Origin of the sequence: Streptomyces sp. 11-1-2 (assembly GCF_003595545.1) — a bacterium.
Taxonomy (GTDB): domain Bacteria; phylum Actinomycetota; class Actinomycetes; order Streptomycetales; family Streptomycetaceae; genus Streptomyces; species Streptomyces hygroscopicus_B.
In genome coordinates, this window is sequence record NZ_CP022545.1 from 11,092,642 (window position 1) to 11,106,875 (window position 14,234).

Annotated in this window: 16 protein-coding genes and 1 pseudogene; 8 read left to right on the forward strand and 9 right to left on the reverse strand. The window is 69.4% G+C overall.

The genetic code is table 11. The features are described from left to right. Positions 1-37: 37 nt before the first annotated feature. The 5 genes and pseudogenes from CGL27_RS47200 to CGL27_RS47220 all read left to right on the forward strand — a co-directional run. A pseudogene (locus CGL27_RS47200) lies at positions 38-221 on the forward strand (hypothetical protein); the annotation flags it as partial. 208 nt (positions 222-429) lie between these two features. Next, on the forward strand, positions 430-606 hold the full coding sequence (locus CGL27_RS52765; protein ID WP_240450884.1) for a hypothetical protein: 177 nt from the start codon (positions 430-432) through the stop codon (positions 604-606). A 215-nt stretch (positions 607-821) separates the two neighbouring features. Further along, positions 822-1,424, forward strand: a complete 603-nt coding sequence (locus CGL27_RS47210) for a cadmium resistance transporter (protein WP_078646316.1) — start codon at positions 822-824, stop codon at positions 1,422-1,424. A 168-nt stretch (positions 1,425-1,592) separates the two neighbouring features. After that, entirely contained in the window at positions 1,593-2,093 is a 501-nt protein-coding gene (locus tag CGL27_RS47215; protein WP_119993875.1) for a 50S ribosomal protein L11 methyltransferase, read from the forward strand. 11 nt (positions 2,094-2,104) lie between these two features. Continuing rightward, positions 2,105-2,863, forward strand: a complete 759-nt coding sequence (locus CGL27_RS47220) for a hypothetical protein (RefSeq protein WP_162953223.1) — start codon at positions 2,105-2,107, stop codon at positions 2,861-2,863. Between the two features lie 20 nt (positions 2,864-2,883). Here CGL27_RS47220 and CGL27_RS47225 read toward each other — a convergent pair whose 3' ends face one another. The 8 genes from CGL27_RS47225 to CGL27_RS47260 all read right to left on the reverse strand — a co-directional run bounded on the left by CGL27_RS47225 (position 2,884) and on the right by CGL27_RS47260 (position 9,556). After that, complete coding sequence (locus CGL27_RS47225; protein ID WP_119993877.1) at positions 2,884-3,291, reverse strand: VOC family protein; 408 nt, start codon at positions 3,289-3,291, stop codon at positions 2,884-2,886. A gap of 11 nt (positions 3,292-3,302) precedes the next feature. Beyond that, positions 3,303-3,743 carry an SgcJ/EcaC family oxidoreductase gene (locus CGL27_RS47230; RefSeq protein WP_119993878.1) on the reverse strand — a complete coding sequence of 147 codons (441 nt, stop codon included), beginning with the start codon at positions 3,741-3,743 and terminating at the stop codon, positions 3,303-3,305. After that, on the reverse strand, positions 3,740-4,285 hold the full coding sequence (locus CGL27_RS47235; protein ID WP_240450885.1) for a hypothetical protein: 546 nt from the start codon (positions 4,283-4,285) through the stop codon (positions 3,740-3,742). Before CGL27_RS47235 ends, CGL27_RS47230 begins: the two co-directional genes overlap by 4 nt. Positions 4,286-4,607: 322 nt before the next feature. Beyond that, positions 4,608-4,955: a nuclear transport factor 2 family protein gene (locus CGL27_RS47240; RefSeq protein WP_240450886.1), complete on the reverse strand. Its 348-nt coding sequence runs from the start codon at positions 4,953-4,955 to the stop codon at positions 4,608-4,610. A 228-nt stretch (positions 4,956-5,183) separates the two neighbouring features. Then, positions 5,184-6,068 carry a sugar phosphate isomerase/epimerase family protein gene (locus tag CGL27_RS47245; RefSeq protein WP_119993881.1) on the reverse strand — a complete coding sequence of 295 codons (885 nt, stop codon included), beginning with the start codon at positions 6,066-6,068 and terminating at the stop codon, positions 5,184-5,186. 35 nt (positions 6,069-6,103) lie between these two features. Next, positions 6,104-7,102 carry a sugar phosphate isomerase/epimerase gene (locus CGL27_RS47250; protein WP_119993882.1) on the reverse strand — a complete coding sequence of 333 codons (999 nt, stop codon included), beginning with the start codon at positions 7,100-7,102 and terminating at the stop codon, positions 6,104-6,106. A gap of 24 nt (positions 7,103-7,126) precedes the next feature. Beyond that, positions 7,127-8,332 (reverse strand): Gfo/Idh/MocA family oxidoreductase, encoded by a 1,206-nt coding sequence (locus tag CGL27_RS47255; RefSeq protein ID WP_119993883.1) that lies wholly within the window; start codon positions 8,330-8,332, stop codon positions 7,127-7,129. 201 nt (positions 8,333-8,533) lie between these two features. Further along, complete coding sequence (locus tag CGL27_RS47260) at positions 8,534-9,556, reverse strand: sugar ABC transporter substrate-binding protein (RefSeq protein ID WP_119993884.1); 1,023 nt, start codon at positions 9,554-9,556, stop codon at positions 8,534-8,536. 236 nt (positions 9,557-9,792) lie between these two features. Here CGL27_RS47260 and CGL27_RS47265 point away from each other — a divergent pair, with 236 nt between their 5' ends. After that, complete coding sequence (locus tag CGL27_RS47265) at positions 9,793-10,824, forward strand: LacI family DNA-binding transcriptional regulator (protein WP_119993885.1); 1,032 nt, start codon at positions 9,793-9,795, stop codon at positions 10,822-10,824. A gap of 107 nt (positions 10,825-10,931) precedes the next feature. Beyond that, positions 10,932-11,579, forward strand: a complete 648-nt coding sequence (locus CGL27_RS47270; protein ID WP_119993886.1) for a TOPRIM nucleotidyl transferase/hydrolase domain-containing protein — start codon at positions 10,932-10,934, stop codon at positions 11,577-11,579. 96 nt (positions 11,580-11,675) lie between these two features. Here CGL27_RS47270 and CGL27_RS47275 read toward each other — a convergent pair whose 3' ends face one another. Further along, positions 11,676-12,623 (reverse strand): methionyl-tRNA formyltransferase, encoded by a 948-nt coding sequence (locus tag CGL27_RS47275; RefSeq protein WP_078646328.1) that lies wholly within the window; start codon positions 12,621-12,623, stop codon positions 11,676-11,678. A 237-nt stretch (positions 12,624-12,860) separates the two neighbouring features. On the opposite strand from CGL27_RS47275, the gene CGL27_RS47280 reads away from it, so the two are divergent. Continuing rightward, positions 12,861-14,216: a lysine N(6)-hydroxylase/L-ornithine N(5)-oxygenase family protein gene (locus CGL27_RS47280; protein ID WP_119993887.1), complete on the forward strand. Its 1,356-nt coding sequence runs from the start codon at positions 12,861-12,863 to the stop codon at positions 14,214-14,216. The last annotated feature ends 18 nt before the right edge of the window (positions 14,217-14,234 follow it).

Genomic DNA, 14,234 nt, shown 5'->3' on the forward strand with positions numbered 1-14,234 from the left:
GCGGGGCATGTCGCGGGCGCCACCGAAGAGGGCCTCCTCCGTACGCCTGGACGTACTCGGTGCGGTACTCGGCACCGGCGCTCTGGTGTCCCTGGTCTACGGACTGCTCCGGGCCGGGGAGTCGGCCTCGGGGGGACACGGCCGCTGTGTGCTCGGGTACCGCCCCCTCACGGTCGGCGTCGCCTGCCTGCCCTACGGCAACCGGGGTCCTGACGGGCATGCGGCTCTCCTCCCGAGCGGTGGGCAGGCTTCGGCGTGCGCCCGGGCCCTTGTCATGTCGTGCCTGATCAGCGGCCGGACTGCTGCTGTGGACGACACCTACTGGCCCGCGCCCGCCGAGCTGTCCCTACGCGGGCCCCACGCCCGCAATTACGGCGTGCGCCCGGCGCGTCCGGAGGCCGGCTCCTGCCCGGCTGGGCGGTGCGCCTGATGACCCGGGACACCACTGACGTCGGCGGTCGCGATGTCTACCCGGCGGGTAGCCGCTACGGCTACGGCATTGCCTCGATCCCGCTCAGCCGCGGTGGCGTCTACTGGGGCCACGGCGGCGATCTGCCGGCGACTCAGTGGCCGGCGGCCGGGCCACGTCCGGCCGTGGCACCGTGACCGTCTACACCACGACGTGGGCGGCTGAGGGCGAAAGTCTGCGCCATCTCCACGGGGCGGTGGACGCGGCCCTGTGCGGCAAGAGCCGCTAGCCGCCCTGCGCCCGCCCTGGCGTCCTTGGGGCCCCGGGGCCGTGGTGAAGTGGCCTGCGGCATACGGGGAGCGGTGCGTGCCGGATACTGTCGCCGGGCAGCCGAGCGAGAGGTCATCCATCCGTGAATCCGGGCATCGTCGGGCAGGCGGTCGGCCTGTTCGCCGTCACCAACGTCGACGACATCCTGATCCTGTCCCTGTTCTTCGCCCAGGGCGCCCGCCACCGCGGATCGGCCCGCCGGATCGTGCTCGGCCAGTACCTGGGCTTCGCCGCCATCCTCGCCGTCGCGGCCGCCGCCGCGTTCGGCGCGACCTTCCTGCCCGAGACGGCCGTCCCCTACCTCGGCCTGCTGCCCCTCGCCCTCGGGCTCAAGGCGGCCTGGCAGGCATGGAAGCAGCGGGGCGAGGGCGACGACGAGGATGGTCACGCGGCGGAGGGCGGCGGGCCCAGAGCACTGGAGGTCGCCGCGGTCACCTTCGCCAACGGCGGGGACAACATCGGTGTCTACGTCCCCGTGTTCGCCACCGCCGGAGCGGGCGGGATGAGCGTGTACGCGGTCGTCTTCCTCGCCCTGGTCGGCGTGTGGTGCCTCGTCGGCCGGTTCTTCGCCGGCCGCCCGGTCATCGCCAAGGCGCTCAGCCGGTGGGGCCACGTTCTGCTGCCGCTGGTGCTGATCGCCCTCGGCCTGCTCATCCTGATCGAGGGCGGCGCCTTCGGCCTGTAGGGCCCCGGGATTCGGATCGACCGTCATGACCTGGGAAAACATCAGGGTCTGTCCCCCGTGCGAGCTACCGGCAGATGTCCACCGTGCGGTGACGATCTCGGGCCGCCACATCCGTAGCGTTCGGAGCAGCCGCGGCGCTCCGGCCGCGGATCTGGCGAAGGACTGAGGATGCAACGTTCCTACGTGGCAGAGTTGGCCGCGCCCGGTCACAAGGTGCCGGTGCGTGCCTGCGTCGACGAGCCGACTCAACCGATATGGCTGTTCCCTTCGGTCGGCGAGTACCCGGTCTACGGCGACTTCGTGTACGACATGATGCTCGCGGACGAGCGTCGGATGAGCCGGTACACCCGGGCTGTCCGGCGCTTTGCTCCCGGCCGGACGGTGCTCGATATCGGCACGGGGCAGGACGCGGTGTGGGCGCTGGCCGCCGCCCGTGCGGGAGCGCGGCATGTATGGGCCGTGGAGGTCATCCCCAAGTCCGGGCGGATTGCCCGGAAGAACATCGAGCAGGCGGGTTTCGCCGACCGGATCACGGTGGTCGAGGGGCTGTCCACCGAGGTTGAGCTGCCCGAACGCGTCGATATGTGTGTGTCTCCGAGATCATCGGCACGCTCGGCGGCTCGGAGGGTACGGGGCCGGTGCTGCGGGACGCGCGGGAGCGCTTGGTGAAGCCCGGTGGGATGTTCGTTCCGCACCGTAGCGCCACCACGGCCGTCGCCCTGGACCTGGGCAGCGCGACAGGAGGCGAACCGCCCGGCTTTCCGCCCGCCGCCTTCGGCTTCGTGGAAGAGATATTCGCCGCGGTGGGCCGCCCCTTCGACCTGCGGGTCTGTCTCGCGGGGTTGCAGGACGTCCCGGAGGTGCGGGAGCGGTCGTATCTGTCCGGCGCCGTCGAGGTGGAGCCGCTGGAGTTCAACGGCGAGCTGCGGCCGGAGGGCGTCGACACCGCCGAGCTGACGTTCACCCGGCCGGGCAGCTTCTCCGGGCTCGCGCTGGGCATGCGGCTGTGGGTGGCCGAGGACGACGTGCCGATCGACTCACTGTTCGAGTGGAGCAATTGGACCCCCGTCTACGCCGCGCTGTCGGAGGAGGGCCTGCCGGTGCGGCCGGGCGACCGGTTCGCGTTCGAGTTCACCACGACGATGAGCGACGACGGCGTACACCCCACTACGCGCTCACCGGCGAACTGCGCCGTGACAGCGGTCCGGCGGTGCCGCTGCGCTGGGACTCGGCGCACCATCCAGACGGTTTCCGCGAGTCGCTCTTCCATCGCTGGATGTTCCCCGAAGCCTGAGACCACCTCATCCCCGTCCTGCGGGACCCGCCCGTCCGGCCGTGTCCTGAGCGGTGAGGCGAAACCTCATGCCGGAGGGCCGCCCCGCATCCGCGCGGAACGGCCCCTGAGCTTCCCATACGCCGGTTGGGGACGCAGAAGGTGAAGCCGCGCCCCTGGGCCCCGTTACTCGTCCGCTTCGGCGGCCGGGCGGGGACCGCCGAAGCCGTGCGCGGAGAGGTCGAACCAGTTGCCCTCCGGATCCATGGCCCGATATTCGGCGAAGGGGCGGTTGGTGAAGCGCTCTGCGGGCTCCTCGGCGCCGGAGGCGACCAGAGCGGCGGATATCTCGGATGTGTCGGCGACGTGGAATCCGAAGTGGTTCATGCCCAATGGGGCGTCGCCGTCGAGTTGATGCTTGATCAGGGCGAGGCTCAGATACCCGTCGGAGAGGAAGCAGCTGCCATCGGGGTCCCGGTGGAAGAGCTCCATGCCGAAGATCTCGCTGTAGAACTCGGCCAGTTTCTCGGGGTCGCGGGCGACGATGGCCAGATGCCGCAGTTTTGGCCTGCCCGGGGTGGACGCGTCAGACATGGGCAATTCCTTCAGTTCTCGGAGGCCGGTGGGGCGGCCGGTCGGGCGGCGGGAATCATGTTGTGGAAGGCGGTGATCCGCCAGGCGCCGTCGGCTCCCGCTGTCGCGTCCCGTTCCACGACGGCCAGGGCATGGGTGCGGGCGAGGCTGGTGCCGTCGGAGGCGACCACGGTCGATTCGACGTTGACCGTGGCCAGATCCGGGCGCGGATAGCGGATGGACTGAACCCGCGCGTCCAGACGAGTGGAGCGGTACACGGTGCGGAAGAGCTGGTCGTGACCGGCGGCGATACCAGCTCGGCCGGGTGGTTTCTCGCCGCGCACTGTGGTGAAGTCGCAGTCTTCGGCGAAGACGGCGGCGAAGGAGTGGGCGTCGCCCTCGGCCCAGCCGCGCGCCATGGCATCCCAGAGCCCCTGGATCCGCTCGTCGTCGGTCGCGGTCACCGGCCTCATGCCCCCACCACGGCGTTGGTCCGTATCCGCAGCGGCAGTTCAACGCACGGCTGGTGAGGGTTCTCGGGCGGGGGCGGCGCCCAGGCGGCGAGGGCGTGGTACATGACATCGCCGCGACGTTCCAGGTAGCAGATGAGGTTGACGGGCCAACCGGTGTTGCCGAAGACGTGCTGATCCATCGGGGTGGGGTGCTCGCTGAGGATGCGTTTCCGCTCCTCCGGCGGGCCTATGTGATGCCAGTCGGGGTGCATGTGCACGGACCCCAGGATCTCCAGACCGTCGGCCTCGGCCTCGCGCGAGGCCCTCAGCAGGTCGTGGGAGTCGATCCACCAGCCACGTGTCTCGTTCTCGTACGCCGGGCCGAAGAGCGGCACGATCGACTCGGTGAACTCACGGCGCGCGGCCGGGTCGGTGGTACGGGCATTGCGGCCGAACGCGACGCGCTCGACGGTGAATGCCGCATGGTCCGCCGAGCCTACGAGGAGAGCGAAGCACGGCAGTGGTGTTTCGGAGGTGATGCGTCGGTATTCACCGACGGCCACCTCAAGGAATTCATCGAGCGCCTGATCCTCTATCAGGACCGTACAACCTTCACCTAAATGCGACGCGCGCATGTCAACCACCTCTTGGCGTGGATGTCGAATGCGGTGGGGGAGCGGAGCCGTCGTACTGTATCCCGGTATTCTTGAAGTTTCAAACGGCATCCGTGCCTTCATCCCTGCCCTCAGGTGTCGGGCCCTGATCGGCCCCGGGGATGGCCGCATGTCACACCGCTACCGGCCGCACGGCGAAGCCGCTCACCTCTCCACTCACCGCATCCATCGCGGCGCGGCACCACGCTCCGCGCCGCCCCCGCCCCGTGGCTCAGCCGTCTTCGGTGACCAGGGTGTAACGCACGGTCTGGGCATGGATGAGGCCGTCGCGGAAGACGAAAGTGTCGACTCCGTCCTCCACTCGCGCCTGGGCGGCGGTGGCCGACCATTCGAGAAAGAGCACGTCATCCGCGAACTGGGGCTTCAAGTCCCATGCGGCGTCCGGGAGATCGCCGAGCAAGGCGCCGATGCCCTGCTTCACCCCTTCGCGTCCCCGCAGCACGCCGGCGGGAGTGACGAAGACCGCGTCTTCCGCGTAGTTGGCGCTGATCTTGTCCAAGTCTCCTGAGCCGAGCGCTTGGCCGTGGTCGTGGAAGGTCTGTTCGGGTGTCCGGGTCATCGCTGCAACCATTCCGTTCTCAGGTGTGTGACGCGCTCTCCCTGTCGGTGGGAGAGTGCGCCGCCCGCTGGTCGTGACTCCGGGAAAAAATACTTGCATACGCGGTTCATTGCAAACGCCGTCTATTGCGGGGGCCGAGAGGGCCGGACGGCGGCCCTCTCGGCGGTGGGTGGATCCGGCCTCCCGCCCGCCGTCGGCGTCAGGGCACGTCAGCGGCGGGTCCCGGGGTCAGCTGCCGCCGAGTGTGCCGGCGCCGAAGTAGTTCTCGATCAGGGCGGTGGCCTTCTCCCGCTGGCGGACGCTGATCTCGGCGGCCCGCTCCTCCCAGCCGAACACACACGAGGACACCACGCCGTCGAAGCCGACCGGGGCGAGCGCGGCGAACACCTCGTCGAAGTCGACCTCGCCACGGCCGATTTCGGCGTGCTGGTGCACCCGCGCGGGCGATCCGGGCGGGTTGACGATGTAGCGCAGCCCGTTCGATGCGGTGTGGTCGAGCGTGTCGGCCAGATGCACATAGGTGACCTTCTCACCGGCGTGGGTGATGATGCCGGTGGCGTCGTTGCCCTGGTGGAACGTGTGCGGGGTGCAGTAGAGGAACGAGATCCAGTCCCGGTTGAGCCCGCGCACCAGGTTCACCGCGGCGTGGCCGTCCTCGATGAAGTCGTCGGGGTGCGGTTCGAGCACCAGCTTCAGGCCCTCGCGCTCGAAGACCGGTATCAGCTCGTCCATCGAGCGCAGGAACTGGCTCTCGGTGAACTCCGCCGCCTCGGGGCGGCCGTTGAACTCGGAGTTCATGGTGTCGACCCCCAGATCGACGGTCATCTGGATGGCCCGCTTCCAGGCCCGGACCGCGGCCCGCCGTTCCTCCTCCCCGGGGCCGGACCAGCGCAGCACCGGCAGCACCGAGGCGATGCCCACTCCGGCGTCGGCGGCGCGTTTACGCAGCTTGGCCACCGTGGCGTCGTCGGCGCGGGGGTGGCCGAAGAAGGGAACGAAATCGGCCTTGGGTGAGAGCTCCATCCAGGAGTAGCCCATGCGAGCGACCACATCGGGCAGCTCCAGCACGGAGTGCGTCGCGTAGAACATCTGTGGATCCAGGGCGAGTTTCACCGCTGTCCTCCGTCGCGATTGGTGTGGGGAGCCGGTCAGAGGTCGGCCGCGGCCTGGTTCAGGTTCTTGGCGGCCAGGGCGAGCCCCTCGGTCTGGGAGTACGCGGCGTCCTCGTGCTCGATGTTGACGGCCATGTCGGGATCGACCTCGGCGAGGGCGCGCAGGAACTCCGTCCAGTAGGCGACGTCGTGTCCGATGCCGACCGCGACGAACTTCCAGGCGGGGCTCTCCGGCCAGGTGTTGCACCAGAATCCGTAGCCGGTGGGCACCTTGCCGGGAGCGTCGGCCGGTACGCGGGTGAACGACGTGTCCAGTACGCCGCGGATGTCGGCGCCGGGGCAGAGCATGGCGTCCTTGGCGGCGGCGTGGAACACCAGCGGGCCCAGCCACTTGATGGCGGCGACGATGTCCATGCCCTGCCACATCAGATGCGACGGGTCCATCTCGGCGCCGAGGTTCGTGGCGCCCGTCTCATCGATGAGCCGCTTGAGCGTGACGGGGGAGAACGCCACGTTGTGCGGGTGCATCTCGATGGCGACCCGGACGTCGTTCTCGCGGGCCAGGGCGTCGATCTCCGTCCAGAACTCGACGGCCACACCCCACTGGTAGTCCAGCACGTCCATGTAGACGCCGTCCCACGGGTTCACGACCCAGGAGGGGTACCTGGCGTCGGGGTCGGAGCCGGGGGTGCCGGACATGGTCACGACGTGTTTCACACCGAGCAGGCCCGCGAGCCGGATGGTGCGGCGCAGGTCGTCGGCGTGCTTGGGCCCGACCCCCGGGAGCGGGTTGAGCGGGTTGCCGTTGCAGTTGAGCCCGGTCAGCTCCATCCCACGGTCGGCGAACGTCGCCAGGTACTCCTCACGCGCGGTGGCCGAGGACAACAGCAGGTCGACTGGGCAGTGCGGGGCGGGGATGAAGCCACCGGTGTTGACCTCCACCGAGGTCAGGCCGTTGGACCGCAGCACATCGAGGGCCTCGGTGAGGGGCCGGTCGTGCAGACAGGCGGTGTAGGCGCCGAGCTTGAGGGCCATTGCTTTCTCCTTCGGTGTGGCGGGTCAGGCGTGGGGCGGAACCGTGGCGACCGCGCCACCGTTGCGGGAGGATTCGACGACCGCCTGGATGATTTCCATGGTTCGCAGCGCGTCGGCGAACGTGGCGCATGCGGGCAGTGGTTCGGCCACTCCCGCCACCTGGTCGAGGAAGGCCCGGGCCTGGTAGGTGAACATCTCGGCGTTGCCGCCGCCCACGCCCGGCGCCTCCATCGGGTAGCCGCCCGCGAAGTACGGCAGTTGCGGACCGGCGATGATGTGGCGTGCGCCGCGTGTGCGAGCCTCCGGCTGCGCGTCGTCGAAGAGGTACTCGGCCGGCCGGTGCTGGTCGAACGCGGCCCGGCCGCCCAGCCCCACGACGTCGAAGGAGAGCCCGTTGGGCAGGCCGAAGGCGGTGCGCGACAGCGAGAAGGTGCCCACGAGACCGGACTCGAAGCGTGCGGTGAAGGACGCCGTGTCCTCGTTCTCGACCTCGCCCACCTCGTCCGAGACGGGCGCGGCGTTGTGGCCGACGACCGCGCCCAGCGGCAGGGGCCGCTTGGGGATCTGCGTCGACAGCGAGGCGCCCGAGACCGAGGCGATGGGTCCGGCGACGTACTCGGCGACATCGATGACATGCGCGCCGACGTCCCCGAGCGCGCCGGAGCCGGGGCCGCCCTTGAACCGCCAGCTCAGCGGCCCGTTCGGGTCGGTCGCATAGTCGCACCAGTACCGGCCGCTGAACAGGCTGAGGTCGCCCAGCTCGCCACCCCGGACATGGTCACGGATCGCGGCGATGGCGGGGGAGCGCCGGAAGGTGTATCCGACGGCGGTGACGACCTCGGCGGTGCGCTCGACCTCGGCCATCGCACGGGCGTCCGCGAGCGAGCCGGCCAGCGGCTTCTCGCACAGCACGTGTTTGCCCGCGGCGATGAGCGCCTCCGCGATCGGCCGGTGCAGGTCGTTGCCGACGACGATGCTGACGGCGTCGATCGAGGGGTCCTCGACGACGGCCTCCCAGCTCGGAAGCGCCGTCTCGTAGCCGTAGCGGCGGGCGGCGTCCTCACCGAGCTCGATGTTGGCGTCGGCGATCGCGGCCAGGCGGACCGGCGGCAGCCCGGCGCCGTAGACGGTGTTCACGTTGCGGTAGCCGGCGGCGTGGGTGCGGCCGGCCATTCCGGCGCCGATCACCGCCACGGAGATGGGCTTGCCGGAGCTGGGGTGGGTGGGCATGGAGGTGCCCCCTTTCACGGTGAGGGATGGACTCCGGGGACGTCCGGGGACGGCTTCTTAAAGCGCTTTAAGAGCAGCTTGCGCAGTACGATGCCCGGGCTCAAATGTCATGTCAATAGGTTGTCGCTACGCGATGACGCGGATGTTTCCGCGACGGCCACGAGGGATTCGCCGCCCGTGCCGTGGACTGGGCCCTGACCATCACAGGGTCCCCTTCGTGGCGAACTCGGCGATCTTGTCGATGTTGCCCTTGTCGACGAACGCCGGTCCGGTCAGCACGGGTTCCACACCGCCGCCGCTGTAGTTGCCGTTGTTCTTGTACAGCCACAGGGCGTCGATGGCGAGGTAGCCCTGGAGGTAGGGCTGCTGGTCGACGGCGAACTGGATGCTGCCGTCCTTGATACCGGAGACCAGTTCCTTGTTGAGGTCGAACGTGGCGACCTTCGCCTTGCTGCCCGACTCGGAGAGCGCCTGCGCGGCGGTCAGTCCGATGGGTGCGCTGAGGGTGACCACCTCGTCGATGGAACTGTCCTGCTTGAGCTTGGCGGACATCGTGGACTTCACCGACGGCATGTCGGTGCCGTTGACGTAGAGGATGCTCGTCCTGCCCTTGAAGGTCTTCTTCACCCCGGCACAGCGCTCTTCGAGGTTGACGTCGCCCTGTGTCTGGATCACGCAGAGGGCATGCTCGGCGCCGGTGCCGTTGAGCCTGGTGCCGAGCGCCTGGCCGGAGACGGACTCGTCCTGGCCGAAGAATGACAGCAGACCCTGCTTCTTCCAGGCGGACAGGCCCGCGTTGAGGCCGACGACGGGGATGCCGGCCTTCTCGGCCTTGGTGATCACGGCCTTCAGCGCGTCCGGCTTCGCGAGGGTGACCGCGATGCCGTCGACCTTCTGGTTGATGGCGTTCTGCGCGAGGCCGGCCTGGTCGCCGGCGTTCTCGTCGCTCGCGTAGATGAGCTTGACGTTGTCCTTGGCCGCGGCGGTCTGGGCGCCCTTGCGGACGGTGTCCCAGAAGGTGTCGCCGGAGGGTGCGTGGGTGATCAGCGCGATCGTCATACGGGGGGTGTCGGCCTTGCCCGCGGAGGCGTTGTTCGCGGCTTCCTGGGCCTTCTTGCCGCCGGAGCTGGAGCAGCTCGCGAGGGTGAGCGCGGCCGCGGCGGTCAGGGCCACGGCGGGGGCGACTCTGCGGGGGCGGGGGCGGGATGTCGATGTCCGGTTCATGGCTCGTGCACCTCGTATGCGGGTGGGAGGGGGAACAGGGTGGATCCGGTGTGGCCTGTCTCCGTGACCAGTGGCGTCCGTACAGCCGTGAGGGAGTACGCGCCTCGGAGTGGAGTTCGTGGAACAGCGAGAGGTTTAAGACGCGGCTTTAAAGCGCTTTAAGTCCCTGGTACTATCGGCGCGTTTCCGGGGGGTGCCAAGGGTGCTGCGCGAGGAGATGGCCGCGGGAGGTATCAGTGGGTGACGTCGGTTCCGAGCGCCACCGGAGTGGCACGGACAAGCGCCCCCGGCTGGAGGACGTGGCCGCCCGGGTGGGGCTGTCCACGGCGTCGGTGTCCCTGGTCCTGCGTGGCGTGCCCGGCCCCAGTGAACGCACGCGGCAGCGTGTCCTGAAGGCCGCCGCCGACCTCGGCTACCAGGCGGACCGCACCGCCAGCCTGCTGGCCAGCAGGCGCACCCGGCTGCTCGGCGTGATGGTCGACATCCACAGCCCCTTCCACGCCGAACTGGTCGAGCACCTGCACACGGCCGCCGAGGAGGTCGGCTATGACCTCGTCCTCAGTACTCAGACCCGCACCCGCGACGAGCACACCGCCGTCGAAACCCTGCTGGCCTTCCGCAGTGAGGCATTGATCCTGCTCGGCCCGACCGCCCCCGCCGACACGCTTGCCGCCCTCGACCGCAAGGCCCCCGTGATCGCCGTCGGCCGCCGGATCGCCGACGCCGAGCTGGATGTCGTCCGTACCGCCGACGACGACGGTGTGAGCCAGACCGTCGGCCATCTGGTCGGCCTCGGCCACCGCGAGATCGTCTACGTCGACGGGGGCAAGGGCGTCATCGCCACCGACCGGCGCCGCGGCTACCGCACGGCCATGCGCCGCCACGGCCTCGGCGCGCACATCCGGATCCTGCACGGCGACAACACCGAAGCGGCCGGCGAGCGCGCCGCTCGCCACCTCCTCGACAGCGGCGAACTGCCCACCGCGGTCGTGGCCTTCAACGACCAGTGCGCCATCGGTGTTCTGGCCGCGCTCTCCCGCGCCGGCATCGCCGTCCCGGGCGAGGTGTCGGTGGCCGGTTACGACGACGACACCCTCTCCCGGCTCAGTTGCTTCGACCTGACCACGGTCAGCCAGAACGCGCCGGAGCAGGCACGGCAGTCGGTGGCCGCGGCCGTCGAACGCCTCGACCAGGGCCGCACCGAACCCCGCGAGGTCGTTCTCCCGCCCCGTCTCGTCGTACGCGGCAGCACAGCCGGTCCGGCCTGAGCGGGCGGCTCCATTCGTCGCACCGTCGGGCCCGACCGTTCACCGGCGAGCGACGCGCCGACGGAAATTCCCTACCGTGGTGGCCGGGAAGGGCGGAGACTCCTCTCATGGCTGACATGGGGGCGTTCCGGGAAGCGGTTATCGCGTGGGCGGCCGGTGGGCCCGGCGACCGCGCGCGTGAGCTGGCCGGGCGGCTGCCCGTCCGGGCGGCCGTCCTGCTCGAAGGGCCGAGCGATGTCGCGGCGGTCAGCGCACTGGCCGCGAGCCGTGGCCGGAACCTGGCGGCCGAAGGAGTCTGCGTCCTGTCGATGGGCGGTGCGATGAGTGTCGGGCGCTTCGCCCGCATCCTCGGGCCATCCGGTCTGGGCCTTCGCCTCACGGGACTGTGCGACGAGGCGGAGCGTGGCTACTACGCCCGCGGCTTGGAGCGGGCCGGCGCGGTACAGCCCAACGCAGCACAGCCCCATGCAACACGGCAAAGGTTCTTCGTCTGCGCGGTGGATCTGGAGGACGAGCTCATCCGCGCGCTGGGCGTGAGCCGGGTGGAGGAGCTCGTCCGGGCGGAGGGCGACCTGCGCGCCCTGCAGACCTTCCTGCGCCAGCCCGCACAACGGGGCCGGGCCGCACAGCAGCAGTTGCGGCGCTTCCTCAGCACGAAGAAGGGGCGCAAGATCCACTACGGCCGCGTCCTCGCCGAGGCCCTCGACCCCGACCGCATACCCACCCCGCTCGACGGCCTGCTCACCAGCCTCTGACCGCCGGGCCGAAGACGATGGCCACCGCACGGACCTCCGGGTCCGCACGGTGGCAATGTTCTCGACCCACGGGAGTTGCGGTGGGTGGTTCCCGCGTCAGGGGCGGCTCGTCAGGTAGCCGCCCATGGAGGTGAAGTACTCCGTGGCGGCCATCTCGTGGCCGTCCTCGGTCCGTACGCGCGTGATGGCCAGGCCGTGGTTGCGGCCGGTGCGGGCGTCGGCTCCGGCGACGATCACCACGCCGTCGCCCTCGCGGTAGAAGATGCGGCCGGGAGTGCCGCCGTACCGGCCCTGGGACACGACCGCGGCCAGGATCTCGAGGCGCTTGCCCTTATGGAAGGCGTAGGCGCTGGGGTACGGCTCGGACTGGGCGCGGACCAGGCGTTCGAGGTCCTCCGCCGGCCAGCTCCAGTCGATGCGGATGTCCTCGGCGGACCGCTTGTGGAAGAAGCTCGCCTGGGACCGGTCCTGCTTGGTGAACTCCGTCTGCCCGGAGGCGATGAGGGCGAGCGCTCCGATGGTGACCGGGGCGATGAGGTCGACGGTCTTGTGGAAGAGGTCGGTGGCGGTGTCGGTCGGTCCGACCGGAACCGCCTCCTGCCGGACGATGTCGCCCGCGTCGAGTTCGTCGTTCATCATGTGCGCGGTGACGCCCACTTCGGACTCCCCGTTGATCAGGGCCCAGATCAGCGGGGAGAAGCCGGCGTACTTCGGCAGCAGCGCATCGTGGATGTTCAGCGTGCCGTGGCGGGGCAGGCCGAAGATGCGCGGGGGGATCCATGTCCGCCAGTTGTTCGCCACGATGATGTCCGGGTCGGCTTCCTTGAGGCGCTCGAACAACTCGTCGTCGTCAGGGCGGTTGCGGATCAGCACCGGGACGCCGTGCTCTTCGGCGAGGTCGGCGACGGAGTCGCTCCAGATCTTCTCGTACGCGTGCTCGCTCTTGGGGTGCGTAACGACGAGTACCACGTCGTGCTCGGAGTCCAGGAGGGCTTGCAGGGTGCGGTGCCCCCAGGTCTGGTAACCGAACATGACGACCCGCATGGGGTTCCTCCTCGAAGCAGGGGATGACCGGGAGCAAGTAAAGCAAGGCTTACCTTAGCCCGCAACGGGCGTATTCGGTGGGGTAGTTGGCGAGTGTGTTGCCCGATCCGCCCTATCGACAGGCTTGCGGGTTTAGCTTAGGCTCACCTAAGTTTCAGTGGACATGCCGTTTCGTCGGCGTGCCCACCGCGACTTCCCCACGCCTGACAGGCGATTGCCCCGCACGATGGGAGTGACATGTCACAGGTTCTTCCTGGTGACGCATCAGTGGTCCACGACCTCATTGGCATCGGCTTCGGGCCGTCCAATGTGGCCATGGCGATCGCACTCAGCGAGCACAACGCACGCGCCGCCGGGGGAGAGGGGCTCAGCGCTCACTTCTTCGAGCAGCAGCCGCGCTTCGGCTGGCACCGAGGCATGCTGATCGACGACGCGACCATGCAGGTGTCCTTCCTCAAAGACCTCGTGACGCTGCGGAACCCGGCCAGTGAGTTCAGCTTCCTCTGCTATCTGAAGAGCAAGGGGCGGCTGATCGACTTCATCAACCACAAGAACCTCTTCCCGCTGCGAGTGGAGTTCCACGACTACCTCGAGTGGGCCGCGGCCATGGTCGGGGACATGGTCTCCTACGGCCATGAGGTCGTCGGCGTCGCGCCGGTGGTCCGCGACGGGGCCGTGGAGTACGTGGATGTGACGGTCCGCTCGGCGGAGGGGCTCGCGGTCCACCGGGCCCGCAACCTTGTCATCGGTACCGGGCTGCGTCCCCTCATGCCCGAGGGTGTGGAACGCGGTGACCGCGTCTGGCACACCTCTGAACTGCTGGCGAAGGCCGACGGCCTGGAAGGCACCTCGCCGTCCCGTTTCATCGTCGTGGGCGCCGGGCAGAGTGCCGCCGAGAACGTCGCCTACCTGCACCGCCGCTTCCCGGCGGCCGAGGTCTGCGCGGTCTTCTCCCGCTACGGCTACAGCCCCGCGGACGACAGCGGTTTCGCCAACCGGATCTTCGACCCCGCGGCGGTCGACGAGTACTTCGCCGCGCCCGAGGACGTGAAGCGCCGGCTGATGGGCTACCACGGGAACACCAACTACTCCGTGGTGGACATCGACCTGATCGACGACCTCTACCGGCAGATGTACCAGGAGAAGGTCCTCGGCGTGGAGCGGCTGCGCTTCCTCAACGTGTCCCGGCTCGCCGACGTCAAGGAGACGGAGACACGGGTCCGTGCCACCGTGACCTCCCTCGTCACCGGCGAGGAGACGCTCCTGGACGCGGACGTGGTGGTCTTCGCCACCGGCTACAGCCCCGCCGACCCCCTCGGCCTCCTCGGCGAAGTGGCCGAGAGCTGCCTCCGCGACGACGAGGGCCGCATCCGCGTCGAGCGCGACTACCGCATCGCGACGGCTCCCGGGCTGCGCTGCGGCATCTATCTGCAGGGTGGTACGGAGCATACCCACGGCATCACCTCCTCCCTGCTGTCCAACACCGCGACCCGGGTCGGCGAGATCCTGGACTCGCTCCTCGACCGGGGTGTCCCATCCGCTTCCGACGGGGCCCGGCCGGTCGCCGACGGAGTCGGCAGCACCGCTCGCTAGGGGGATGACGTACTGAGA